This window comes from Pseudomonas sp. (genome assembly GCF_036387035.1).
Classification (GTDB): domain Bacteria; phylum Pseudomonadota; class Gammaproteobacteria; order Pseudomonadales; family Pseudomonadaceae; genus Aquipseudomonas.
Genome location: NZ_DASVUM010000246.1, coordinates 1 through 26,191, shown reverse-complemented (window position 1 = coordinate 26,191; position 26,191 = coordinate 1). Strand labels below are relative to the sequence as shown.

Here is a 26,191-nt window from a genome sequence, read left to right as displayed (position 1 = left end):
ACGCCCATGAACGACGTCTGCTGTGTTGAAGCGGCCTGCCCAGAAGCTCGCCACGTCTTTTGTAACTTTCAGGAAGAATGACCATGACTCAGTATGAAACCGAAGGTGTGCGTGAAACGCTGGACGTCGTCTCGGTCGGCTTCGGCCCGGCCGGTATCGCACTCGCCTGTGCGCTGGAAGACGAGGCGGAAGACAACGGTCAAACGCCTTTCCAGCGCGTGCGTTTTTTCGAGAAAGGGCGTGATTCCACGTGGCACGGCGCGTTTCTACTGGCGGGCACCGATATCAACCACCATGTGTTTCGAGACCTCGTGACGCCGCGCAACCCACGCAGCCGCTTTTCCTTCGCCATGTACCTGAAAGAAAAGGGCCGCCTGCATGCGTTCGGCCTGCTCGGGCGTCCGGCCAGCCGGGTGGAATGGTCCGACTACATTGCCTGGGTCGCCGCACAACTCAAGGATTACGTCGCCTACGACGAAGGGGTGCTCGACGTTTTGCCAGTGGCGGAGAAGGGCATCTTGAAAGGTGTCGATGTCGTCACTGCCAAGGGCACTTATCGCACAAGACGGCTGGTGCTTTCCCACGGCAGCCTGCCGCGCATACCGGATGCGTTCAGCCCGCATCTTGGCGGGCGGGTCTTCCACACGTCCCAGTACCTGAAAAACATACACCTCGGCGGCGGTCCTATCGCGCAGCGCTGGCTGGTGTTGGGCTCGGGCCAAAGTGCGGGAGAGGCGGTTACGCATTTGCTCGGCGCTGCGCCCACCACGCAGGTGCATTCGGTGCACCGCGGCGTGGGTTTCAAGGTAGGTCAACTGGGTCAGTTTCCCAACATGGCCTTTCTGCCCGAGCACATCGACTATTTTCACGACCTTGAGCCCGGCAGACGTAGCCGCGTTTTTGAAGAGATCCGATCGACCAATTACGCGGGTATCGATGTCGACGAGAGTCAGGCGCTCTACTCCTTCATGTACGAAGGCCAAGTGACCGGTCACAGACGTTTGAACCTGCATGCGTGGTCTGAGGTGGCTTCTGTGGAAAAAGTGGGCGATGCCTATTCAGTGGTTTTGCGTGACAGCAATACCGGCGTCGAAACCGTGCTGTACGTCGACGGCATTGTCCTCGGCACGGGGTACCAGCAGCTCGCCGTGCCGCCACTGTTGACCATGTTGCAACCCTGGCTGGTGCGCGATGAGGACGGCACGCTTGCGGTGGACCGGCACTACCGTGTCGCGCTTCAGCACAGCGAAGGCGTGCAGATTCTGGCGAATGGCACCTCGGAAAAAACCCACGGCATCAGCGACGCCCAGTCGTTCTCGATGGTCGCGTTACGTGCGCAGCACCTCACCGATGCGCTGCTCGCGACCCAGCCTCGGCGGAGTACGCCAGCGGTGGCCATGCCGAGCTACGGCAGGCCGGAACGCGTTGAGGCACGGCCATGAACTTCATTTCTCATATCGTCGGCGACTCAAATTTCGTCAGGGTGAAAGGCCTGGGTTTCGAAAACCTGCACCTGAAACTTGAGTCCTGCAATCCGGCAGGCTCGATCAAGATGAAAACGGCCATCGGCCTGATCGATTCCTTTGCCGAGCGTCGACTTATCCACAAGGACACCGTTCTTATCGAGTCTTCATCCGGAAACCTCGGCGTGGCGCTGGCAATGATCTGCGCCGAGCGCGGCTATAAGTTCTGCTGCGTGGTCGACCCCAACACCAACTTGCACAACATCAAGATGATGGAGGCCTTCGGCGCGCAGATCGTGATCGTCACCGAACGAGACGACAACGACGGTTATCTGGGCACGCGCATTCGTTACATCCGCGATGCCGTGGCGCGTGACCCCCGTCATCTTTGGCTCAACCAGTACAGCAACCCCGCCAACGCCCGCACCCATGAACACACCACCGCGCGCTCGATTCATATCGCCTTCCCGGCGCTGGATTACCTGGTGGTCGGCGCCGGCACGACCGGCACATTGATGGGCTGCGTGCAGTATTTCCGCAAGCATTCGCCGCGCACCAAGATCATCGCGGTAGACAGCGCAGGGTCGGTGACTTTCGGTCAGGCGCCCGGCCCGCGTTTCATCCCTGGGCTGGGCTCCAGCCAGATGCCGCCGATATTTCGCGCCCACCACTTGCACAAACAGCAAGTGGTGGATGAGCGCGCCACTGTTGCGATGTGTCGCTGGCTGGCGAAATCCAATGGCGTGCTGGCCGGCGGTTCAACCGGGACGGTGGTGGCCGGATTGGCCGCGCCGTCGCTGGGCATTCCCAAAGACGCCGTGGTCGTGGCGATCTCACCAGACGCTGGCGAGCGTTACCTGGAAACCATCTACAACGATGAGTGGGTGATGCAGAAGTTCGGACGCGCTGAGCTGACTGCGCTCACTTCGCAGCCGATCACTCGGTATGTGAAACAGTACGTCCACACGTTCGAGGGGGAAGAGTTGAATGTCTGACTTTCACGTAATCCCGGGCGCGGTCATCAAAGACATCCTCAACACACATGCCTACGACATGGTGCGGCGGATCGAGCAGGTGTACTTGCAGCACCACGACGGGCAGACGCTCAACCCGGACAGCTATTTTCTTCGTTTCCCGCAACAACCCGCCAACCGCATCATCGCGCTGCCAGCGGCACTCGAGGGCGAGCACGCCGTGGCCGGGATCAAGTGGATCTCCAGCTTTCCCGGCAATGTCGCACAGCAGAAGCCGAGAGCGTCAGCCGTGGTGATCCTCAATGACCGCGAGACTGGCTATCCCTATGCGTGTCTGGAAGGTGCTCAGATCAGCGCGGTGCGAACGGCAGCTTCGGCGGTCTCCGGTGCTTACTGGCTCAATGGTCAGTCGCGCCAGGCTGCGTCTGTGGGGTTTATCGGCGCCGGGGTGATTGCCCGCAACATCGCGCGCATGCTCCGCGTGGAAGGATGGAATATCGGACACGCTGTTGTGCATGACTTCGACGCCGCGTCTGCGGACGCTTTGATCGGCTATATCGAAAATACGGACTTATGCACAGCCCGGGCTGGTTCGTTGGAGCAGGCATTGGCGGCAGATCTGGTGATCTTTGCCACCACGGCGGGCGAGCCCTATGTCAAACCGCCAACGAGCTTTCGCGTCGGGCAGGTGGTGCTGAACATCTCGTTGCGGGATATCGCGCCAGAGTTGCTGCTGGAAGCGAACAACCTCTGTGACGACGTCGAGCATTGCATGAAGGCCAACACGTCGCCGCATCTGGCCGAGCAGTTGACCGGCAGCCGTACCTTCATGAACGGCACGCTGGCAGGCCTCATGCGCGGGGAGGTGCAGCTTGACCCTGCGAAGCCCTCCATCTTCTCGCCATTCGGCCTTGGCGTGCTGGACCTGGCGCTGAGTAAATTCGTCGTCGATACGGCGCTCGCGCAATCGCGAGGCGTCGCCATTGACTCTTTCTTCGGAGAAACCCTGAGATGGAACTGAGCGAAGCGCTGGCGGGCGAAAAATCATTCTCCGGCGTTGATAACCCGACGATCAGGATCGGCATTGTCGGCTGCGGGTCACGCGGGCTGACGGTGCTGGAGCGCATTGGTGCGCTGTCGGCCAGCACGAATCGGCGCATAGAGGTCAACGTCTTTGAACCCCAGCGTCCGGGACCGGGGTTGCACGCGGTCGATCAGGCTGAATATCTGATGCTCAATACCGTTGCCTCGCAGATTTCAATGTTTCCGGACACTGCCGCCCTCGATGGAGGCACAGGCCGTCAGGGACCGAATTTTTACGAGTGGTGCCTGCGTTTCAAGTCGGCTGAACGCCGTATAAGGCCGAATGAGTTCCTGCCCCGCAGGTGGCTGGGCGAGTACCTGGCGTGGACGTATGAAGAGGTGATTCGCAGTCTGCCGGTAAACGTGCGCGTGACTCACCACGCACGTGTTGTGGATAACATTGAACATACCGACATGGGCCGGTTTGTTCTGTCCACAGGGGGGCTGAACTGTTGCGTGGACTGGCTGGCCATTACCGTAGGCCATGCTCGGCGTTCACAACATGCAGGCGTCGAAATGGCCAGACCTTCCGAAGATTACTCACACCCGCAGTTGCGCGACTCCCAGTTATCCACAAATGCAGTCGGAATTGAAGGCCTGGGCCTGGCCGCGATGGATGCCGTGGCCGATCTAACGGTCGGGCGGGGGGGCCGGTTCAGCGAGCTGAAGGACGGCTTGCGCTATGAACCCAGTGGACGGGAGCCACGCATCTATATGTTCTCGCGCAGCGGTATGCCCTACCGCACGCGGCCCGACATCGTGCCCCATCGAACATCAGGTGCTGCATCAATCTTCACGCTGTCGGCAGTAGCGGATCTGCGAGCGGCGAACCCCGACGGCCTGGACTTCGAGCAGCAGGTTCTCCCATTGATCAAGGCCGAAATGCTCGCGGAATATTACGGGATGATCGCGTCGCAAAAAGGCGAATCGGCCGCCGACATCAAGGCAGAAATCGCGCGTGCCTACTACTCAGCCACGCTTGGCGCGATGTCGACGGAGATGGCGTCCCGTTTTAATGAGCCCCCGCTGGATGAGGCTGTGTATAACCCCCGTGTGGTGAACATCGACGCCGCAGATTATCCCCAGGCCATACGCGGATTTATTGAACGGGACATTGCGCAGAGTTCTCTGGGACTTGATGCAAGCCCGATCAAGGCAGCGATAGAGGTATGGAGAAGTTGCCGGGAGCAGCTACGCAGGGCTGTGGATAACCAAGGTCTTACGCCCGAGGCCAGACGTGTTTTTTTTGGTATATACGCGCCACATGTCAATCGAATGGTGGCGGGGCCGCAAAAGGAGCGTCATCAAGAGTTGCTGGCGCTGGCGGACGCAGGAATTGTCCACTGGGTGCGTTATTCTGAAGTTATCCACAGTACAACTGGGAGGCCGACAACCATCAGATCTTCCGGGGATTTGGAGCTACCCTTGGGGGATGTCATGAAGGCCCATCTCCCCAATGCCCACAGCATGTCGTCGTTTCCTGAAATCGTACAAGTGCTCAAGGCCAGTGGCGTTATCCCCAGCCTGAATGAGTACGGCGAGGGCGTGCTTGTTAACAGTGAAGGCAAAGCACAGCCAAATCTGTGGATAACCGGCCCGCTCGTTGAAGGCTCGACCTACTACAACCACTACGTCCCCTCCGCCGGCAGCTATTCTCGCGCCTTCGTCGACGCCGACCGCATCGCCCGGGAAATGCTGGGGTTGAATGTGGAGGTTGGCGCACCTGTATAGGCGCCCCGGTCAGGGCTCAGTGAGGCCAGCTTTACTTGCACAACTTGCAGAGTCATTTGGACAACGCCCGCGTCCCCGGCAAGTACTTGCGTCGAATGCGCTCCAGTTCGCCGGTCTTCTTCAGGCTGTCGATCGCATTGTTGATCTGTGGCAGCCAGGAGGCGTGTTGCGGCTGAAGCTTGAACACCAGAGGCGCTTCGCTGAGCCGTGCGCCCTGAACGAACTGGTCGGGATCTAGGTCATTGGCCGAAATCAGCGCATCAAAGATGTCGTCGACCATGGCGATGGCGTCCACGCGCCTGCTCTGGAGCAGCTTGATCAGCGCTTCGTCTTGAGAGGTTTCCAGCCGGCTTAGACGGTGCTTTTCAATGGCCGGGTCCATGGCCCAATAGTTGTAGCCGCGCACCATGCCAATGGTGAGGTGTTCCAATTGGGCGATGGTCTGGCCGCGGGCAGGGTGGTCGGCCAGAAAGTACAGGTGCTCTTTGACCATGGCGTAGGACTTGGAGAACACGTATCGGCGTTGATCCTCTGGACTGTTCCAGATCAGCGCGTCGGCAAAGTTGATATCGACTTCGCCTTTGCGCAGCATTGTTTGCAGGCGGTTGACGGGGTAGGTGACGAAGGTCACGTCCAGATTGGCCAGTCTCATCACGCGTCGTGCAACATCAATGGAGATGCCTGCCAGATGACCGTCCTTGTCTTCGTAGGCATAAGGCTTCCACTGGGCACCGCCCGCGACATATCCCTCAGCGGCGACTGGCAGCATGAGCAGCCCGAGCAAACAGCCGACGATGAATCTTCCTCGAAGCCCCATACGTTCCCCCGGCAGCGCGCCTGACCAGGCGGCAGCGTAGCAGCAAGACATGTCCGGAAAATTTCGTAATGCCATTATTTGTATCGGCAGCACATAAAAAAACCCGCACTGACGAGGTCAGGCGGGTTGGCACAGGTTCGGGCATGGGGTTGGGGCGTCAGGCGTTAAGCGTCGGGGCTGAGACGAATGATTTTCGGAAATTCCGTCAGGATCACCCGAGCCGAACAACGTTCGGCATCGCACACCCACTTCTGCGGGGAATCGATCATGCCCTTGCCGGGCAGATGGGTATCCAGTACGCGCATCGGTTTGTTTTGCATGGAGGCGGCACTGACGCCCGCTTCCCGTTCGCGACCGCTGACCCACGCCACCAGAATCCGCTCGCGGCCATTGTTGAAGGCCAACTGATAAACGTCGTCAGCCTGGAGGCTGTTCGCCGGCTCGTAGGTGAAATCACCCAGGTAAGGGCTGATGGCCTTGAGCACTGAGTAAGCCGGTTTTGCGTTGAGGTCGGTATCGAGCAGACCGAAGTTATGCTCCTGTTCCTTGCGGTCGAGGCCATCGTTGATCAGGTCATACCACCACATGCCTTTGACGTTGGGCAGTGTGCGGATGAGGAAATAGGCGCGCGCCAGGTAGGCAGACTGACGCTCGACGCTGGTGCCGCAATTGCCATCGTGGCTTGGCCAGCTCATCTCGGTCAGATAAAGAGGCACCGGCCTGCCGACCTTGGCGCTTATTCGATGGTCCAGGTCACGCATCCAGCCGATCCAGCTTTCCGGGGTGTTGTGGTCAAGGCCCCCGCAATGCACATAGGGGTGCAGGGAAAGGCCATCGGCGTATTTCATCACACCTGCGTCCAATATTCGGTCGACGAAGCCGCTTCGGATGCCTTGGCTCGTGACGGCGCCGGCGAGCACGACCGCCTGCGGATTGTTCTTGCGAATGATCGGTGCCGCGTCTCGGACCAGTGTCGCGTAGTCATTACTCAGTCGTTTATCGGACGGGCCGTCCAGGTCCCACTCGTTCCAGACCTCGTAAAACCTCACCGGGTTGCCTAACTGGCGAGTGATGTAGTCCACGTAGTTAAGGTACGGGATCTTGACCTCAGGCGTGCGTGGCTTGGCGCCGTTTTGAAGTGAGCTGCCGTAGCCGAGAATCACCATCGGGGCAAGGTTCAGCCCCTTGGCGGTGCTCAGCCATGCGCGCCATGGCGCAATGATTTGCATCTGGCCCGGCGCAGGTTCGGCCGTGGACCAGAAAGCGTCATCCCGAATGGACGTGACGCCGGCTGCGCTGGCGATTTGAAGGCTGCGCAGCGGTTGCCCGGTGTTATTCATCGAATGGGTGGCAACGCCAACGATGAAGGGCTCGGCGATGGCGACGTTGGCGACGCAGAGGGCGGCCATCAAGGCCAGACCGCTCATACCGATGCTGCGTAAATTCATAGGATGGTCTCGATCAACTCAGACCCGGCAGGCCATTCCACGTAGGCAGCTCATGGGGCTTTGGGGCGGGCACTCTGCCCCGGGATTTCATCGCCAGGGCATGCCCGATGGCCATGCCCATGAACAGGTTGGCGAGGGTGACTTCCAGCGTATCGGTCGTCCAGCTGACGATGCAGATGCAAAAACTGGTGACCAGCAACGCTTGGCCATAACGACTGACGCTGTCGGCCAGGATGAAGAACAACGGGATGTGCAGGGCATAGAGAAACAACCCGACCAGGCCAAACATGGCCCAGAGATAAACCACCGTGCTGTCGGACACCATGAAGATGTCAGCGCCGACAACCGGGAAAGCCGCCACGGCGCTGCCCACCAGTCCGAAGCCGACACCGGACAACGTGTGACCATCGTCCATCAGTGCTCGAATAACGTTGGGCCAGGTGTTGATCAATCGGTCGTAGATCGATGCCAGCGAACTCGTGGGGGAGATTCGGGTGGCATCGAAATCGGTCATCATCGCCACGAACGGCAGCGACATCCCTAACAGCACCGAAACAACAATGGCGGCCCGTGCCGTCCAGCGAAAGCGCATGATCAGCAACAGAACGGTGCCGCCGATGAACGCCAGTGCCGGCGCCTTGCTTGTGGTCAGTATCACGCCCGCAAGGCCTATGACGCAGATCAGTATCCCGAGCAATTTCGAGCGCAGAGTCGCCATCAGGTACAAACTGAAAATCGCAATGATGTTTGCCAACGCGCTGGAGATCCGCGCGAACCCGGCCGGGCGGTCCACGTCCTCCGAGGCCCATGCGGTGTTGGCGCTCAACTCCGTGCCGCCGACGGTGTAGCTGTAGCCCTTCCACGGCAGACTGACATACCGGTCGAGGGCAATCCCGCCCAGCGACGCCAGCAGGCACAGGGCAATCACCCACATGAACAAGCGTTTGTGACGAATGATCTGGTCACCGCAGGCGAGCCCGAACAGCAGCGGGCTGATCCCGTACAGCGCGAACGCAAAGTTTCCGGCCTGGGCGCCATTGAGCGCTGCCCATCCGGCGGACAGCAACAGCACCAGCAGACTCAGCCAGACGCCGGGACCCGCTTTGAAACTGCGTAGCTCCAGCGCGAATAACAGCAGGCAGGCGATTTTGGGGCCGTAGAGGACCACGGAAATCCCGGCCTGATCCAGATAGAAGCGCAGAGCACCGTTGAAGGTTTCGACAAGTATCAAGCTGATCGCAACCAGCACGATCGCTGTGGATTTGTCGAATGAAAGCAATGAAGGTTTTTCAACGTAAACGGGGGAAGTCGACATCATGTGCAGCCCCTCGGGAGCATTTGTACGTGTGATAAGTGTCAGCGTGCGAAGCAGACTGCCGGGCGGGAAAGCGACCGCCCAGCCGAAGCGGCAATAACCGTCGATGGCGTGCAATGGCAATCATTTTGGGTGGTCGGCGCAGGCAGGAAAGGGGCATGGCGGTCCTCTCGCGGGCGGCGTGACAGGGATATATCAGCGGTAGATCGAAGGGCTGTCAATCAAATAGTCAAAAATACAGGCATATATATTCTTGTCTAGACATCAAGATTTATAAGTCCTTGATTTAATTGGCGGATAGAAAATTGACGCTGGTAAAAAGGGGATAAACAGGACGCCTGAGTCAATGCTCTATGACTCATTTTCGTTACAAGAGGCGCGGGCTGGCGGATGTCAGGCGCGGGCAACATGCGTCGCAGAAGCGGAAATCCAGGCATGAGCCTGCGCGTGAAGACGGTTTGGCCGCTGCACTATGCGCAGCGGCCAATAGGCGATCTAGCGAACGCGGCGACCCCGGCAAGCCGTTATCGGATCACCTTCATGTGTAGCGTCGCTTGTCAGGCGCGGGCGGGAAGTACTGGTACAGCCAAGTCTCGCTCAGCGTGCGATCACCGGTTTTTATGAACATGCGCATTTCCACCGGCTCTACCGAGTCGCTGGTCGGGTACCAGTCGAACGTCACGCGGAAACCCTTAATGTCCGGCAGCACCAGCACATTGAAGTCTTGTACCTTGCCGTTGGACACCGTGACCATTGGCTCGATGCCCGAGCCTTCAGGGAGTCGGTCCAATCCACCACCGTTGAAGTCCACCGCGAATCGCCGCGCCCAGACTTCCGGGTAATGCTCGCCCGGTGCCCAGCCTTCGATGAAACCGCCCATGCCTGAACGGGTTGCGTGGACCTGCGCCAGCGGCGTGCTGACCGGCGGCAGTGGACTCCAGTAGAGCTTGTAGCCGTAGTTCATGGACATCCCGGCCTTGACCGGCACTTTCGGGTTCCAGAACGCGACGATGTTATCCAGCGTCTCGCCCGTGGTAGGCAGTTCCAGCAGATCGATTGAGCCCTCGCCCCATGCCGTCGTCGGTTCGACCCACAGACTTGGCCTGCGGTGATACCAGTCAACGGTGTCCTGATAGGTCTTGAATTCGTGGTCGGTCTGCACCAGACCAAAGCCTTTCGGGTCTTTGTCGGCAAAAGCGTTGAACTGGATCTTGGCCGGATTGTTCAGCGGACGGCAGATCCATTCGCCGTTGCCGCGCCACATGGCCAGCCGGTCGGAGTCGTGGATTTCAGGGTGAAGGGTGTCGCACATGCGGCGCTCATGAGTGCCACAGCTGAACATGCTGGTCATGGTCGCAATGCCCAGTTGCTCGATGTCGGCCCGCGCATTGATGTGCGCATCGATGTCCATCACCACGCGGTCAGCCTGGCAGTCGATATCGAAGCGGTACGCGCCCGTCGCACTGGGAGAATCCAGCAGCGCGTAGACCACAAAGCGCGTGGCGTCCTTGGTCGGTTTTTCGAACCAGAACTGGGTGAAGTCAGGGAATTCTTCAGGGCGGTGGGCGTAGGTGTCGATCGCCAGGCCCCGGGCGGACAGACCGTACTGCTTGTTGCTGTCGATGGCGCGGAAATAGCTGGCGCCCAGGAACGACAGGATGTCGTTGATGGCAATCTCGGGGGCTTTGAACAACTTGAAGCCGGCAAAGCCCAGGTCGCCTTTGAGCTGACTCTGGTCGATACGACTGGCTTCGTAGTTGAACAACTCAGGGCGGAAATGCACTTCACGCGCCTGCTGGGTCGCCGGGTCGACGCTGTACATGCGCACCGGCGTCTTGAACCCTGCGCCGACGTGGAAAAAGTGTACGTCCAGCTGGCCTTTCACGTCGTTCCACAGTGAATGACCGGCGTCGTACTTGATCGCGTTGAACTGCTGAGGCGTCATGTTTGCCAGGGTTGGCGGCAGGTTTTGCTTGGTGCTGACGTAAGGCTTGCCGGCCATCTGTTTGGCGTTGTCCTGCAAGGCCTTGAAGTCGAAGTGTTCGATGTCGCCATCGGCCGCTGCAGCCAACGCGCGTGCCGCGTAAAGACCTGAGGCGGGCAGCGCGCTATACGCTGCCAGCGCCATGGACGCTTTCAAGAGATTCCTGCGATTCATATGGTGAAGCCTCTGAAGATGCTGTGCCTTCCTGCACAAAAAATTGCGCTTTCCCAATCCTTGCCGAACGCAAATTACCAACAAACAGATAACAATCTCGGCTTCTTGTTCGCGCAAAGGGAAAAAAATCGTTTCAGGGCACGACCGATTTAGCGTCAACGTGTTGCGTTTGCTGCTGAATCTGGATGCGCATCGCTTCAGTGGGGCCGGCTATAGTCGGCAAGCTCGACCGGCAGCATCGAGGCATTGCCGCAACGCGTTTTCAAGCCTGCGTGGTATGTCCTCCGACGCCCATCGCCGCCTGGCGCAGCGCCTCGGACCGTGTCGGATGGGGGTGGCAGGTGAGGGCAATGTCCTCGGCGGACGCGGCGAACTCCATCGCCACGCAGTACTCCGCGATCATCTCGCTGACGCTCGGGCCGACAAGATGCACACCGAGAATCTCATCGGTTCGCTCATCAGCCAGCACCTTTGCGAAGCCGTCCGTTTCGTGATTGACCTTGGCGCGGCTGTTGGCACTGAACGGAAACTTGCCCACTTTGTAAGCGCGTCCTTCCTCCTTCAGTTGCTCTTCGGTTTTACCCACGCTGGCCAGCTCGGGCAGGGTGTAAATGACGTTGGGGATCAGGTTGTAATTCAGCTCGCCCTTCTTGCCGACGATACGCTCGACACACACGCCGGCTTCATCTTCCGCCTTGTGCGCGAGCATCGGGCCGGATGTCACGTCGCCAATCACCCAGATGCCATCCACCGCCGTGCGATGCCCCTTGTTGGGCAGGACACCGCGCTTGTCCACTTCCAGCCCGACGGTTTCCAGGCCCAGTCCTTTCGTCACCGGACGACGGCCGATCGAAACCAGTACGTAATCCGCTTCGATCTGCTCGGCTTCGCCACCGGCGGCGGGTTCGACGCTGAGCGTAACGCCGGCTTCCCCGGCGACGGCTGAGGTGACCTTCGAGCCGAGTTTGAAAACCATGCCCTGACGCGACAACGAGCGATGCAGCGTTTTGCCCGCCTCAAGGTCGGTGCCGTGGGCCACATGGTCGAGAAACTCGACCACCGTCACCTTCGCGCCCAACCTGCGCCAGACCGAGCCCAATTCAAGGCCGATGACACCTGCGCCAATCACCACCAGATGCTTGGGCACCTCGCTTAATGAGAGCGCGCCGGTGGAATCCAGAATACGTTTGTTGTCGATGGTCACGCCCGGCAGGGGGGTCGGCTCGGAGCCGGTGGCGATAATGATGTCCTTGGCCGTCAGCTCGGTTTCGGCGCCTGCGGCGTCGGTGACGATGACCTTGCCGGGCCCTGCGAGGCGACCCCAGCCCTTGATCCAGTCGGCCTTGTACTTGCGAAACAGAAATTCGATGCCCTTGGTCAGGCCGGTCACGCTTTCAACCTTTTGCGCCATCATCTGGGTCAGGTTCAACGTCGGAGTAACCTCGATGCCGAGCTTTCTGAATGCCTCGCCCGTCGCCGCCTCATACAGCTCCGAGGCATGAAGCAGCGATTTTGAGGGAATGCAGCCCACATTCAGGCAGGTCCCGCCCAATGTCTCGCGGCCTTCGATGCATGCCACTTTCAAGCCTTTCTGGCCCGCATGGATCGCCGCGTTGTAGCCGCCGGGGCCACCTCCGATGATGACAACGTCGTAGTGACTCATGAACGTACTCCTCGAATGGACAATGGAGGGAAGCGTAGCCTTGTCTCGGTATCTGCCACGCAGGATCGGACGGGCTTAAATGATGGCTGTAATATTTCTCCCGGAACACTTCAAAGTCAATAAGCGGGCGTGAGCGGTGAAGGCCCTACCCTCAAGCGTGACAGGCTTTAGCTGCAAACATGTACGCCGGGCATCGCGCTGCCTGCTGTGTGTCAGCGCATCCCCGTGTTTTACCTGTCTGCTGCCTGTCTGCTCGCGCATCCAGACCTGGGCTGACGAATAATCAGACGAAAATTTCACGATTTCTGTTATATCGTAACGCCCTGTTTCAGCGTCGTTTGATACGGCGTCATGCAGCGCCGGTTGGCGGGCGGGAACGGTGAATGATTACAGCGTTAAACGGGCTTTGGAGTTGCAATGCGGGTTGATCTGGATGATGAGGGCGCTGCACCGTCGAGCCTGCCACGGTTTCAGCGGGCGGCTGTTCAATCGCGACGTCTCTCACGGCTGACGTACCTGACAGGAGCGGCAGGCATGGTCGGCCTGATAGTGTCGCTTTTCGTAGACCTTTTTTCCCCAAACTCATTGTGGACGGCGGTTCTGACCAACAGCGCCGCCAGCCTGCTGGTCCTGGCGGCGGCATTGCAGTCGGCACACGTGATCAGCCACTGGCGCGCGGGCGTCATCGCACCGGTTGCAACGACTGCGCACGAAGAAGCCCTGCCCGAGGGAGAAGAGACCGGTTGGTATGACCGCATGCTCGGGCGCATCAGCGGCGCCGGGTCTTCGATGGTCGGCCAAGTCGGCTTGCCCGTGTTCTGGCTGGCAGGCTGGGCGTTGCTGTCGCTGATCAGTATTGGCTTGATCTGGAATCTCGCTCTGTCGGGCAGCAATGTCGGCCTCGCCGGCAACTTGGTCGGCGGGCTGCTGCTATTGATTGCTTTCGCGCTGTTGGTGCTGGAGCGGCAATTTGGCAACGAGTCCGAAGCCAGTTGGCCCGAAGCCGAGCAGTTGGCGCAGATCACCCGGGTCTCCATTGGTACGTTGTTGGTCACCGCGTTCTGCCTGTTTTTCTCATCAGTCGATCGGGTATGGCCCGCACGGCTTGCTGTGCTGATCGGCCTTCTGCCGGGGTTGGTCGCCGTTGAGTTACTCATCCGCGCGTTCCTGTCTGTGTTCAGCCCGCGCAACGATCGCTTTGAACCGCGCCTGATCGCGAGCAGCTTTGTCGCCGGTCTGTTGCGCTGGCCGCCGCGCCCGCTTCAGGCGCTGCAAACTGAACTGCACAATCGCTTCGGCATCGACTTGCGGCAAATCTGGGCGTTTACCTACATGCGCCGCGCCTTTCTGCCGGTGTTGGCGGTCATTGTCGGCCTGGGCTGGTTGTTGAGCGGTGTCCACGAAATCCCCATGCAGGGCCGGGGTATCTACGAGCGTTTCGGCAAACCGGTAGAGGTCCTGGAACCCGGCCTGCACGCTGGATTGCCCTGGCCTTTCGGAAGGGTGCTGGCGGTGGAAAATGGCGTGGTCCACGAGCTGGCGACCAGCGTGTCGGAGGGTGCAGGTGCCGAGCTGACGCTTGACCCTGCCGAAGGCCCGCCGCCCGCTATCGCCAACCGCTTGTGGGACGCCACGCACATCAATGACAAGTCGCAAGTGATCGCCAGCAGCTCGGGAGACAAGCAGAGCTTCCAGATCGTCAATATGGACGTGCGCTTTGTGTATCGCATCGGTCTGACTGACGAGGCCGCACTGGCCGCGACGTACAACAGCGCCGACATCCCCAGTCTGATTCGCAGCACCGCCAGCCGCGTGCTCGTGCACGACTTTGCTTCCCGCACTCTCGACGAACTGCTCGGGGAGCAGCGCAATGATCTGGCGGCTGACATCGGCGACGCCGTACAGCGCGACCTGAAAAAACTCGACAGCGGCGTAGAGATTCTCGCGACCGTGGTCGAATCGATTCATCCACCGGCGGGCGCGGCAAACGCCTATCACGCTGTACAGGCCGCCCAGATCAGCGCCCAGGCACTTATTGCCCGGGAGCGTGGGGCGGCGGCCGATCAGGCCAATGTGGCGCAATTGCACGCCAGCATGGCCCACGATCAGGCGGCAGCCACCTCGCGCGAAGTCATGGCCACGGCGCAAGGGGCGGATTTGCGTTTCAGCGCCGAGCAACAGGGATACGCCAAAGCGGGCCAGGCGTTTCTGCTGGAGCAGTACCTCAGTCAGCTGACCCAGGGGCTGACCCACGCCAAGTTGCTGGTACTGGATCATCGGCTCGGCGGCACCAGCGCGCCAACCATCGATCTGCGTTCTTTTACCCTCCCGGTCGACCCTGCAGCGTCGGCCCAGTCAGCTGAACAGCCGTCGGCTGAATAAGGAGTCGTCCCTTGAGTCTGTTTCATTCCCACGATCACCACGACCATTCCGGTCACGACCACAGCGGTCACGGCGGCCACCATCACGGTCATCACCATGGCGAGGCCAGCGGACCGGCAGTCTTTCCCTGGCGCCGTGCCGCGTTGGGGGCGGTCCTGATTGCCTTTGCGGTCGCAGCGGCGAGTCTGGTGCAGGTGCGCTCCGGCGAGGCGACGGTCATCACACGCTTCGGTAACCCCGCCCGAGTGCTGCTTGATCCCGGCCTGAGCTGGCGCTGGCCTGCGCCGTTCGAAGCGGCGATTCCCGTCGACCTGCGTTTGCGCACCACCTCAAGCGGCTTGCAAGACGTGGGTACTCGCGATGGCCTGCGCATCATCGTTCAGGCGTACGTCGCCTGGCAGGTGCAAGGCGACCCGGACAACGTAAAGCGCTTCATGCGCGCCGTGCAAAACCAGCCGGACGAAGCCGCGCGGCAGATCCGGACGTTTGTTGGCTCGGCACTGGAAACCACCGCCGCCAGCTTTGATTTGTCGAGCCTGATCAACACCGATGCCAATCAGGTGCGCATCGCCGACTTCGAAAACCAGCTGCGTCAGCAGATCGACAAGCAACTCCTGACCACCTATGGCGTTCGCGTCCTGCAAGTGGGGGTGGAACGTCTTACGTTGCCCTCGGTGACGCTCAACGCGACGGTCGACCGCATGCGCGCTGAACGCGAGACCATTGCCACCGAGCGCACCGCCATCGGCAAGCGCGAGGCGGCGCAGATCCGTTCCGCCGCCGAACGCGACGCGCGCATCGTCGAGGCCGACGCCACCGTGAAAGCTGCCGACATCGAAGCGCAATCACGCGTCGAAGCGGCGCAGATCTACGGCCGCGCTTACGCCGGTTCGCCGCAGCTGTACAACTTACTGCGCTCGCTGGACACCCTCGGCACCGTAGTAGGGCCTAGCACCAAGCTGATTCTGCGCACCGATGCTGCGCCGTTCCGGGTCCTTGTGGAGGGTCCGCCGACGCTGGATGGCAAGGCTGGAACGCAGCCATGACCGAGCAAGACGCTGCGCAGATCGAGCGGCCGGTGGTGAACAGCCCGTGGCTGCAGGCCAGTCGGCTGGCGTTTCTGGGGCTGTATGCCGTGACCCTGCTGGCGGCGCTCGGCTGGGCGGTCTCCAATGTGCGGGAAATCGATCCGCAAAACCGCGCCGTGGTGTTTCGCTTCGGCGAGCTGGACCGCGTGCAAAACGCCGGTCTACTGCTCGCCTGGCCGCAACCGTTCGAGCAAGTGGTGCTGCTGCCTTCCGCTGACCGCGTGATCGAGCGGCATGTCGAAACGCTGTTGCGCTCGCCCACTGCGTTGGCCGCCGACAAGGTGACCAGTTTCGCGACGCCAATGAGCGACGCCCTGGCGGGCTCGGGCTATCTTCTGACGGGCGACGCCGGCGTCGTACAACTCGACGTGACGGCGTACTACAAAGTGACGGACCCTCGGGCGTTCGTGCTGCAAGGCGAGCACGTGTTGCCGGCCCTGGATCGCTTGGTCAACCGCAGCGCTGTGAGCCTCACTGCGGCTCGCGACCTGGACACCATTCTGGTGGCGCGCCCCGAGCTGGTGGGGTCTGACAGCCAGTCCGCCGAGCGTCGCGAACGTCTGCGCGGTGACCTGGTACAAGGCATCAATGCGCAACTCGGCGAGCTGATGTCCACCGGCGTCGGTCTGGGCGTCGAGGTCGTGCGAGTCGACGTCCAGTCCAGCCTTCCGGCCGCGGCGGTGAACGCGTTCAACGCGGTGCTCACCGCCAGCCAGCAGGCCGATCAGGCTGTCGCGAACGCGCGCACTGACGCAGAAAAACTTAACCAGACTGCCAATCAGCAGGCCGACCGCACACTGCAGGTGGCCCACGCCCAAGCGTCCGAACGGCTGGCCAAGGCGCAGACCGATACCGCTGCGGTGACCGGGCTGGCGCAGTCGATCCAGAACAAGAGCGATCCCGGACTGCTGCTGCGGATCTACCGCGAGCGGGTGCCGGCGATCCTGAAACAGGCGGGTTCTGTGACCACGGTCGACCCCCGCGATGATTCCCGCCTGATCATTCAGGGAGCTGACAAATGAGTGGCGAAGCGCTACACAATCATTCCCAACATCACGATCACGATCACGATCACGATCACGATCACGACGCGCCAGCCGTGCCTGGCAGCATGCTCACCGGTCGAGAACAGCGCAGCGCAGCGCGCCAATTGACGCTCGCGATGCTTGCCCTGGGGTTGCTCGCGTTGGGACTGGTCTGGCGATTCTTTTCGCCCGAGCAAGTCGGCGTCAGCCAGTTGCTGTTGGGCGCTGCTTCGTTGTTGGTGGCCATTCCCGTGGTGAGCGCCGGCTGGCACAGCCTGCGTCACCCCAGCCTGCACGGCATCACCGACCAGCTGATCGCACTCGCCATGCTCGGCGCCTGGGCGACTGGCGATCTGATGACCGCCGCGCTACTGCCCATCATCATGATCTTCGGTCACGTGCTCGAAGAGCGCAGCGTCATTGGCTCCCAGGAAGCCATCCGGGCGTTGGGCCGTCTGACCCGCAGCCATGCCCGGTTGATCGACAAGGACGGAACGGTCCGTGAAGTCGACAACGGCACGCTGGCCGCCGGTGATCGCGTCGAAGTGCGCGCTGGCGACCGCGTGCCGGCTGACGGGTTGGTGATCTCGGGGCAGGCCAGCCTCGATACGGCACCGATCACTGGCGAGTCGGTTCCGCTCGAAGCGCGCGTCGGCATGGAGGTGTTTGGCGGCGCGATCAACCTTGATGGGCTGCTGCGTATCGAAGTAACGCGTATCGGCAACGAGTCGACGCTGGGCAAGGTCATCGCGCTGATGCAAAGCGCTGAGCGCTCGAAGCCGCCCATTACTCGCCTGTTAGAGAAATACGCCGGCAGCTACATGGTGTTGGTGCTGCTGATCGCGGCCGTGACCTGGTTCATCACCAACAACGCGCAGGCGATGCTGGCGGTGTTGGTCGCCGCGTGCCCTTGCGCGTTGGTGCTGTCGGCGCCGGCGACGGCTATCGCGGGGATTGCTGTCGCGGCGCGCCACGGCATTCTGATCCGCAGTTCAGCATTTCTCGAAGAGCTGGCCGACCTGACCTCGCTGGTTGTCGACAAAACCGGCACGCTGACGTACGGCAGCTTGCGTCTGCAATCGGTTCAGGCCGAGGAGGGTGCGGGCGAAGACGTGATCGCGCTGGCGGCAAGTCTGGGCTCGGCCAGCAGCCATCCGGTCAGCCGCGCGCTGGCCAATTTGGTGGACAAGGATCATCTCCTTGCGCTGAACGACATTCGCGAGCGCCAGGGGCTGGGCGTCGTTGCCAAGACAGCTCGGGGCGAAGCCGCGTTGGGACGGCCAGAGCTGTTCGCGCAGTTGGGCATCGCAACCTCACCCGTTCCTGATCATGACGGCCCGATTGCCGGCCTGGCGGTGAATGGCCACTTTCTGGCCTGGCTCCTGCTGGCCGACAGTCTCAAGCCCGAGGCACGTCAGGCGCTGAGTGAGTTGCGCGAGCTGGGGATGGGGCGGCAGTTGCTGCTGACGGGGGATCGCCAAAGTGTCGCCGACAGCCTGGGCCACGAGGTCGGCATCAGCGATATCCACGCTCAAGCATTGCCCGAGGACAAGCTCAACCGAGTCATGAGCGAAATCAAAAACGGCTTTCGGCCGATGGTGGTCGGGGATGGCATCAACGATTCCCTCGCGCTGAAGGCTGGAGTGGTTGGCGTCGCGATGGGGGCAGGCGGGGCGGACATCGCGTTGGCCTCTGCCGATATCGTCTTGATCGGCAGTGACCTGCGCCGCTTGGGCACGTGCGTGCGACTGAGCCGCCAATGCCGACACACCTTGCAGGTGAACGTGATCATCGGCCTTGGTTGGACACTCGCCATTGTTGCCATGGCCGCTTTCGGTGTGCTGGGCGCCGCAGGCGCCATGATCGCCGCGGTCCTGCATAACCTCAGCACGCTGCTGGTGCTCGGCAACGCCGGACGTTTACTGCGTTTCCACGAGCCGATTGCAAAATTTCATACACCCTCCTAACCCTGAATTCCCGGTGCTTCCGTGAAAGCACCGGCTTAGACCGCTTCGCTAAGTATTAAAATTTGCTTGAGCTTTGAGGCACTCTGTTACAAATTATCCTCAGTCTTGTCGGGGGTGCTCCATTTGCAGGCGTCTCATTGGCTCGAATTCTGGGGCACACGGTCGTACCCGTTGTAGATTCGTCGTCGTTCAACAGCCGATTGCCTGACGACTCCTTGGCTGGGGTCGGTTATGGACTACCCTTTTCCGTTAGCTGGATCAGGGGGATTTCATATGCTCGCGCAACTTCCACCGGCGTTACAGAACCTTCATTTGCCGCTGCGTCTAAGGCTGTGGGACGGAAACCAGCTCGATCTGGGGAGTGATCCCAGCGTCACGATCGTGGTCAAGGACCCGGCGCTTGTCTCCGATTTCACGCACCCAAGCCTCGATCTTCTTGGCAGCGCCTTTGTAGAAGGGCGACTTGAGCTGGAAGGCTCCATCAGCGAAGTCGTGCGGGTCTGTGATGAGCTGACCAAAGCGCTGGTGGACGAGGACGACGACCACCCTCCTGTACGCACTGAGCATGACAAGGCTACCGACGCCGCGTCCATTTCCTACCACTACGACCTGTCCAACGACTTTTACCAGCTCTGGCTGGATCGGGAGATGGTCTACTCCTGCGCCTACTTTAAGACGGGCAACGAGACGCTGGAGCAGGCGCAGCAAGACAAGTTTCATCATCTCTGCCGCAAGCTGCGCCTCAAACCGGGCGAGTACCTGCTCGACGTCGGCTGTGGCTGGGGCGGGCTTTCCCGCTTTGCCGCGCGTGAGTATGGCGTCAAGGTGTTCGGCATCACACTGAGCCGCGAGCAACTGGCATTGGCGCAGGAACGTGTCCGCGCCGAGGGTCTGGAGGACCGGGTCGAACTGCAGCTGCTCGACTATCGGGATCTGCCTCAAGACGGCCGCTTCGACAAAGTCATCAGCGTCGGCATGTTCGAGCATGTCGGCCACGCCAATCTCGAGCTGTACGCGAAATGCCTGTTTGATGCGGTGAGGGAGGGCGGCCTGGTCATGAACCACGGCATCACCGCCAAGCACACCGATGGGCGTCCTGTCGGTCGCGGCGCGGGTGACTTCATCGATCGCTACGTGTTCCCGAACGGTGAACTGCCGCACCTCTCGATGATCACCGCCTTCGTCAGCGAGGCGGGCATGGAGGTGGTGGATGTGGAAAGCCTGCGCCTGCATTACGCCAAGACGCTCGAACACTGGAGCGCTCGCCTCGAGGAGAAGCTCAGCGTCGCCGCTGCCATGGTACCGGAGCACGCGCTGAGGATTTTTCGGCTATACCTCGCTGGCTGCTCGTACGCATTCTCCAAGGGCTGGATCAATCTGCATCAGATACTGGCGGTCAAGCCGCATGCGGATGGTAGCCATGATTTGCCGCTGACGCGGGACGATCTGTACGCGTGAAACCCGGGCGTCGCGGACGTAGACCTGAGGTTTGCTGCCGCAGGCTGTGTGCAATTCCGCTCAGAGGATAGGCGAAATGAGCCTCGCTACCCGCATTCCCAGCTGCTGCAAATGATGGGTCTCTTTGCTTTCCTGGCTGGAGATTTCGTGGGAGAGCGCGAAGTCATTAATCAACATGGCTTCAACTTCCCGTGCGAAATCTTCATCCACCGTTAGCAGCATGAGTTCGAAGTTAAGCCGGAATGAGCGGTTGTCCAGATTGGCGCTACCAATCGCCGAGATCGCGTTATCGACCAGCACCACCTTCTGATGCAGGAAACCGGGTTTGTAGCGAAAAATACGAACGCCTGCGCGGACAGCCTCGAACGCGAACAGGCTGGAGGCGGCATACACCGTGTAGTGGTCGGGACGCGACGGCAGCAACAGGCGCACATCAACACCTCGCAGAACCGCCAGCCTCAGTGCGGCCGACACGGCCTCGTCAGGAATGAAATAGGGTGTCGTGATCCACACCCGCTCGGTTGCCGCGTGAATCGCTTCGACGAAAAACAGCGAGCAGGTTTCCTGTGCATCGGCGGGGCCGCTGGCCAGTAGCTGGCACAGCACGCCGTCTTCCGGGTAGCTGTTCGGCAGGATCAGTGGCGGTATCTCACGGGTCGCCCAGTACCAATCCTCGGCAAACGATTCCTGCAGACACGCCACCACAGGTCCGACAACGGCGACGTGGGTGTCGCGCCATGGCGCCAGCGGAGGCTTGAGGCCAAGGTATTCATCGCCGACATTGTGCCCGCCGACGAAGCCTTCAGCGCCATCGATCACCACGATCTTACGATGGTTACGGAAGTTGATCTGGAAACGTGTCAGCCAGCCACCCCGGGTCGCGAACGCTTTGATCTGCACGCCACCGGCGCGCAACTTTTCAACGTAGCTCGCTGGCAGCGCATGGCTGCCGATGCGATCGTAGAGCACATGAATGGCCACACCTTCAGCGGCCTTTTCCAGCAACAGCGATTGCAGGCGCCGGCCCAGGTCGTCGTCGTGGATGATGAAGAACTGAACGAACACCACCTGCCTGGCTTTTTTAATGGCGTCGAAGATCGCGCCGAATGTTTCATCGCCGTTAATCAACAACCTCACTTCGTTGTTCGCCAGGCAAGGCGTGCGCCCTAATTTAGGCATCGCGCGCAGCGACCGGTATGCGTCCGACCGCCGCGCTGCGACTGCCTCTTCAATCCATGGCTTCCAGTTGAAATCGGCGATCGCTGCGCGCATCTCAGTGTTCGCCTGACGACGCGCTTTGATATAGGCGTCGAAAGTGCTCCTTCCGAAAACCAGATACGGGATGAGGGAAACGTAGGGGATAAAGATAAGGGGCATCGCCCAGGCAATTGAACCTTGGGCAGTGCGCACTGTGAGTAACGCGTGGATTGCTGCGACAATGCCCAGCAGGTGAGTAAAACCGAGCAAATAGCCAAAGAAATACGGGCTGTGATAATCCATGCGCAACCTTGTGCTATGAGCTTATTGGTGTCTAACAGACCACACCGCGCCGGGATTGTCGCTATTTTATTGGCCGTGCAACTGGCTACCCGATCTGCCGTCTAACCGTCATCGATAGGTGACCTGCAAGCAGGTCGCATCAAGTTGCCTCAGAATAAAAAAGGAAACCCAATTCATGAAAAAGCGCGTACTGGCGTTGATGGTTTGTCTGGCTGCGCCCTTCGCTCAGGCGCAAGTCCTGCAACCCGGACTGTGGGAGCTGAGCTCCAGCAACATGCAGGTGGACGGCCAGCAGATGCCGGACCTGCAAGTCATGTTGTCCCAGTTGCAAATGATGGCGCCGCAGCAGCGGGCGGCCATGGAGCAAATGCTGGAAAAACAAGGCGTTACTTTGGGTGGGAAGGGCGTACGCATTTGCCTGACGCAAGATCAGGTTAAGAATGAGGAGATCCCGCTCACCGATCCGAAGTCCGGTTGCACCCAGCAGATCACTGAACGGACAGGTGCTACCTGGAAATTCAAATTCAGCTGTCCTCGCGCTCAGGGCACTGGCACCGCGCGGTTCCTCAGTGATCGTGAGTTCAATACCCATGTCATTGGCTCGTTCAACGCGACAGGCCAGCAACAAAACGGGAGCATGGACACACGCGCTGTTTGGCTTGGGCAGCAATGCGGCACCGTGAAACCGAGAACCTGATCCATCGGTTGAATCAAACGCCCTGACTTGTCAGGGCGTTTTTGTTTGTGTGAGCAGGTGGATGTTCCACGTGGAACATGCTGCTGTTTCACATGAGCTTTTTCGTCTTAGCCATTGAGTAAACTCACTTAAAGCGCCGCCAATCTTATAAAAAGCTTCATCTTTGTTAGATATTCCGGCTGTTATATTGTAACCAATACTGTCCATCTGAGCCGGGATGCTCTTCGCCTTCGGAACGTGCCATGCACCGACGTCAAATGCTGCTCAACATGCTTTTGGCCAGCGCCGCCTTCGCGCTTCCATTCTCAGTCAACGCAACGCAGATTCGGAACGCACGCCTGTGGCGTTCCGATAGCAAGCTACGGCTCGTGTTCGATCTGAGTGGCCCGGTGCAGTACAAGACCTTCACCCTCAGCGCGCCTGAACGCATCATCATCGATGTCAGCGGGGCGCGCCTGGAGGGCAACTTCAGCCAACTCGCGCTGGAAAACACGCCGATTAAGTCAATTCGTTCCGGTCACTTTGGCCAGAGCGACACGCGCATCGTCCTCGATCTCACGTCACACGTGCAGATCAACAGCTTCCTGCTGGGGCCCGAAGGCGCGCAGGGCAACCGGCTGGTGCTTGATCTGGGCCATGACGTACTGTCACGCGCGCCTGTTCAGTTGGCAGCAGCTTCACCGACTGTAAAGGAAGCGCCTGCGCAAACCTCGGGACGAGACCGTGCCAAGCGCGACATTATGGTCGTCGTCGACGCAGGCCACGGCGGCAAGGACCCTGGGGCAGTCGGCTCGAAGGGGGAGCGTGAGAAAGACGTGGTGCTGTCCATCGCGCAGTTGCTCGCCAAGCGTTTGAAGCGCGAGAAGGGTTTTGATGTGCGCCTGGTTCGCAACGACGACTTCTTCGTCCCGTTGCGAAAGCGCGTGGACATTGCGCGCAAATACAACGCCGACATGTTCATCTCGGTCCACGCTGACGCCGCCCCACGGCTGACCGCCTCCGGCGCGTCGGTGTTTGCACTGTCGGAGAACGGCGCGACATCGGCAACGGCGCGCTTCATGGCCCAGCGTGAAAACGGCGCCGACCTGATCGGCGCGACCAGCCTGTTGAACCTGAAAGACAAGGACCCGATGCTGGCAGGTGTGATTCTCGACATGTCGATGAACGCCACGATTGCCGCCAGCCTGGAGTTGGGTCACACCGTGCTCGGCAGCCTGGAAGGGGTCACGACGTTGCATCAAAAGCGCGTGGAACAGGCTGGGTTTGCGGTGCTGAAGTCGCCGGATGTGCCGTCGATTCTGGTCGAGACCGGCTTCATTTCCAACAGCCGCGACAGCCAGCGCCTGGTCACTGCACGTCATCAACAGGCCGTGGCGGATGGTTTGTTTGAGGGCCTGCAGCGCTACTTTCAACGCAATCCGCCCGCCGGTTCTTACGTGGCGTGGCGCCAGGAACAGAAGGCGAATGAAGCGCTGGTCTGACGACGCCTTGCCGTGGAGCGGGAGAGCGGATTCGCTCGTCTTGAAACGTCCCAGCGGCTGGGCTCAACGACAGCCCATCACTCGGTCGCAAGTGATTTTGGTCCGGCTTCCGGTGGAACTGGACACCCGAGTGATCGTCGTCCAGCCTATCTTCTGGACATACCCCACCCAGGTTTCGCCATCCGATGCCAGCCCGGTAAAAAACGTCAGCGGGCCGTAGCGGCTATTAGTCTGAGCCCAGCGGCGATTGCCCGCACTCTCGTAGCCGCGCAGGAACAGGGTTTTCCCCGCCAGCGCCACGCTGTACGTATTGTTATCGGCATCGATGCAGGCCAATAGCGTCGCGGTGCGGGTACACAGCGCCTTGTCCAGCCTGGGCGAGGGCGGCATGGCGAATGCCTGTGAACTCAGTAACGCCAGGCACCCTATCAACAGCCAAAACATCCGAATCATGAAGCCGCCTGAAAAAGAGTTAGCATGCGTGTATCGTTATACTATAACGTAAAAAAGGAACGCATCCGCACTTTGGTGAAACCTTCATGAACCGTCTCCCCGTTACCGTCCTTTCCGGCTTCCTTGGCGCTGGTAAAAGCACCCTGCTGAATCACATCCTGCGCAACCGCGATAATCTGCGCGTCGCTGTCATCGTCAATGACATGAGCGAGATCAATATCGACGGCAGCGAAGTGCAGCGGGACGTCAGCCTGAATCGAGCGGAAGAAAAGCTGGTGGAGATGAGCAACGGCTGCATCTGCTGCACCTTGCGTGAAGACCTGCTGGAAGAGGTTAGTCGGCTGGCCCATGAGGGCCGCTTCGACTATTTGTTGATCGAGTCCACTGGGATTTCCGAGCCGCTCCCGGTGGCCGAGACGTTTACCTTTCGCGATGAGCAGGGCCGGAGCCTGGCCGATGTCGCCCGGCTCGACACGATGGTGACGGTGGTCGATGGCCTGAATTTCCTCCAAGACTTCAACGCTGCTGAAAGCCTGGTGACGCGCGGCGAAACGCTGGGCGAGGACGACGACCGATCGATCACTGATCTGCTGATTGAGCAGGTGGAGTTCGCCGATGTGATCCTGATCAGCAAGATCGACCTGATCAGCTCAACCGATCGTCGAGAGCTGATGGCGATTTTACGACGTCTCAACAGCCAGGCAGAGATTCTGCCGATGGTCATGGGCGCTGTGCCCCTCGGCAAGGTACTCGACACCGGCCGCTTTGATTTCGAGCGTGCGGCCCAGGCGCCGGGCTGGCTCACGGAATTGCGTGGCGAGCACGCGCCGGAGACCGAGGAGTATGGCATCGCGTCCACGGCCTATCGGGCCCGTCGGCCTTTTCACCCTCAGCGTTTTTTCGACTTCCTCAATGCGCCTTGGGAGAACGGCCGGTTGCTGCGCTCAAAGGGCTTTTTCTGGCTGGCGAACAAGCATGAGGACGCTGGCAGTTGGTCGCAGGCGGGCGGATTGATGCGACATGGCTTCGCGGGCCGTTGGTGGCGTTTCGTGCCCAAGGCGCAGTGGCCGCAGGATGACGACAGTACCCAGGTGATCATGAGGAGCTGGGAGGCCGAGACCGGCGATTGCCGTCAGGAACTGGTGTTCATCGGTCAGAACATAGACTTCGGCCGGCTGACGATCGAGCTGGACGAATGCCTGCTGACGGAAGCCGAGATGGCCGCCGGCGTGGCAAGCTGGCGCTTGATGCCTGACCCGTTTGGCGACTGGTACGGCGATGCGGCGTAGCGACGCTGCATGCCGGTTACCTTACTGGTTTTTCCAGACGCCTTTGCTCTGCTGCTCACAGAAGGGTTTGAGAAACGCCGCGTCACTGGCCACGCCGTAATAGTGAATGTTCTGCCGATAAGGCATATTGGCGACCTGCGCGTTGCTGCACTGGCCAAATGACCCTGACGGGCACTCTTCCGAGTACGTGACCTCGGTC

General features: G+C 60.3%; 19 protein-coding genes and 1 pseudogene. 12 read left to right on the top strand and 8 right to left on the bottom strand.

What is annotated here, in order from left to right; genetic code table 11:
• The first annotated feature begins 83 nt into the window (after positions 1-83).
• Genes VF672_RS22625 through VF672_RS22610 form a run of 4 tightly spaced genes read left to right on the top strand, consistent with a single transcriptional unit; the run spans position 84 to position 5,251 of the window.
• Positions 84-1,442 carry a SidA/IucD/PvdA family monooxygenase gene (locus VF672_RS22625; protein ID WP_331107086.1) on the top strand — a complete coding sequence of 453 codons (1,359 nt, stop codon included), beginning with the start codon at positions 84-86 and terminating at the stop codon, positions 1,440-1,442.
• The gene (gene sbnA, locus VF672_RS22620; RefSeq protein ID WP_331107084.1) at positions 1,439-2,458 is read left to right on the top strand and encodes a 2,3-diaminopropionate biosynthesis protein SbnA; all 1,020 of its coding nucleotides are present in this window, start codon (positions 1,439-1,441) and stop codon (positions 2,456-2,458) included. The genes VF672_RS22625 and sbnA overlap by 4 nt, the downstream gene beginning before the upstream one ends.
• Positions 2,451-3,458: a 2,3-diaminopropionate biosynthesis protein SbnB gene (gene sbnB, locus VF672_RS22615; protein ID WP_331107081.1), complete on the top strand. Its 1,008-nt coding sequence runs from the start codon at positions 2,451-2,453 to the stop codon at positions 3,456-3,458. Before sbnA ends, sbnB begins: the two co-directional genes overlap by 8 nt.
• Positions 3,449-5,251, top strand: coding sequence for an FAD/NAD(P)-binding protein (locus VF672_RS22610; RefSeq protein WP_331107079.1), 1,803 nt, complete (start codon positions 3,449-3,451; stop codon positions 5,249-5,251). Before sbnB ends, VF672_RS22610 begins: the two co-directional genes overlap by 10 nt.
• Positions 5,252-5,303: 52 nt before the next feature.
• On the opposite strand, the gene VF672_RS22605 is transcribed toward VF672_RS22610, so the two are convergent.
• The 5 genes from VF672_RS22605 to lpdA all read right to left on the bottom strand — a co-directional run bounded on the left by VF672_RS22605 (position 5,304) and on the right by lpdA (position 12,652).
• The gene (locus tag VF672_RS22605; protein ID WP_331107077.1) at positions 5,304-6,143 is read right to left on the bottom strand and encodes a transporter substrate-binding domain-containing protein; all 840 of its coding nucleotides are present in this window, start codon (positions 6,141-6,143) and stop codon (positions 5,304-5,306) included.
• An 89-nt stretch (positions 6,144-6,232) separates the two neighbouring features.
• Positions 6,233-7,516 (bottom strand): hypothetical protein, encoded by a 1,284-nt coding sequence (locus tag VF672_RS22600; protein ID WP_331107075.1) that lies wholly within the window; start codon positions 7,514-7,516, stop codon positions 6,233-6,235.
• Between the two features lie 13 nt (positions 7,517-7,529).
• Positions 7,530-8,834, bottom strand: coding sequence for a hypothetical protein (locus VF672_RS22595; RefSeq protein ID WP_331107073.1), 1,305 nt, complete (start codon positions 8,832-8,834; stop codon positions 7,530-7,532).
• 535 nt (positions 8,835-9,369) lie between these two features.
• A complete protein-coding gene (locus VF672_RS22590; RefSeq protein ID WP_331107071.1) occupies positions 9,370-10,989 on the bottom strand; it encodes a glucan biosynthesis protein D in 1,620 nt (539 codons plus the stop codon).
• A gap of 262 nt (positions 10,990-11,251) precedes the next feature.
• Positions 11,252-12,652, bottom strand: a complete 1,401-nt coding sequence (gene lpdA, locus VF672_RS22585) for a dihydrolipoyl dehydrogenase (protein ID WP_331107069.1) — start codon at positions 12,650-12,652, stop codon at positions 11,252-11,254.
• 417 nt (positions 12,653-13,069) lie between these two features.
• Between lpdA and VF672_RS22580 the strand changes: the two genes are divergently transcribed.
• The 5 genes from VF672_RS22580 (at position 13,070) to cfaB (ending at position 20,572) form a co-directional block, all read left to right on the top strand.
• Positions 13,070-15,034: a protease modulator HflK gene (locus VF672_RS22580; protein ID WP_331107067.1), complete on the top strand. Its 1,965-nt coding sequence runs from the start codon at positions 13,070-13,072 to the stop codon at positions 15,032-15,034.
• 11 nt (positions 15,035-15,045) lie between these two features.
• Positions 15,046-16,080 carry a protease modulator HflC gene (locus VF672_RS22575; protein ID WP_331107065.1) on the top strand — a complete coding sequence of 345 codons (1,035 nt, stop codon included), beginning with the start codon at positions 15,046-15,048 and terminating at the stop codon, positions 16,078-16,080.
• Positions 16,077-17,144 (top strand): SPFH domain-containing protein, encoded by a 1,068-nt coding sequence (locus tag VF672_RS22570; RefSeq protein WP_331107063.1) that lies wholly within the window; start codon positions 16,077-16,079, stop codon positions 17,142-17,144. The genes VF672_RS22575 and VF672_RS22570 overlap by 4 nt, the downstream gene beginning before the upstream one ends.
• Positions 17,141-19,114: a cation-translocating P-type ATPase gene (locus VF672_RS22565; RefSeq protein ID WP_414705645.1), complete on the top strand. Its 1,974-nt coding sequence runs from the start codon at positions 17,141-17,143 to the stop codon at positions 19,112-19,114. Before VF672_RS22570 ends, VF672_RS22565 begins: the two co-directional genes overlap by 4 nt.
• Before the next feature lie 273 nt (positions 19,115-19,387).
• Entirely contained in the window at positions 19,388-20,572 is a 1,185-nt protein-coding gene (gene cfaB, locus VF672_RS22560; RefSeq protein WP_331107061.1) for a C17 cyclopropane fatty acid synthase CfaB, read from the top strand.
• A gap of 60 nt (positions 20,573-20,632) precedes the next feature.
• On the opposite strand, the gene cls is transcribed toward cfaB, so the two are convergent.
• On the bottom strand, positions 20,633-22,072 hold the full coding sequence (gene cls, locus VF672_RS22555; protein WP_331107059.1) for a cardiolipin synthase: 1,440 nt from the start codon (positions 22,070-22,072) through the stop codon (positions 20,633-20,635).
• Between the two features lie 175 nt (positions 22,073-22,247).
• Between cls and VF672_RS22550 the strand changes: the two genes are divergently transcribed.
• Positions 22,248-22,769, top strand: a complete 522-nt coding sequence (locus VF672_RS22550) for a DUF3617 domain-containing protein (RefSeq protein ID WP_331107057.1) — start codon at positions 22,248-22,250, stop codon at positions 22,767-22,769.
• A gap of 242 nt (positions 22,770-23,011) precedes the next feature.
• Entirely contained in the window at positions 23,012-24,250 is a 1,239-nt protein-coding gene (locus VF672_RS22545; RefSeq protein WP_331107055.1) for an N-acetylmuramoyl-L-alanine amidase, read from the top strand.
• Between the two features lie 63 nt (positions 24,251-24,313).
• Here VF672_RS22545 and VF672_RS22540 read toward each other — a convergent pair whose 3' ends face one another.
• On the bottom strand, positions 24,314-24,694 hold the full coding sequence (locus VF672_RS22540) for a glutamine synthetase (protein WP_414705646.1): 381 nt from the start codon (positions 24,692-24,694) through the stop codon (positions 24,314-24,316).
• A gap of 95 nt (positions 24,695-24,789) precedes the next feature.
• Between VF672_RS22540 and zigA the strand changes: the two genes are divergently transcribed.
• Positions 24,790-25,992, top strand: a complete 1,203-nt coding sequence (gene zigA / locus VF672_RS22535; protein ID WP_331107053.1) for a zinc metallochaperone GTPase ZigA — start codon at positions 24,790-24,792, stop codon at positions 25,990-25,992.
• Between the two features lie 21 nt (positions 25,993-26,013).
• On the opposite strand, the pseudogene VF672_RS22530 reads toward zigA, so the two are convergent.
• Positions 26,014-26,191: pseudogene (locus VF672_RS22530) on the bottom strand (NADH:ubiquinone oxidoreductase); the annotation flags it as partial.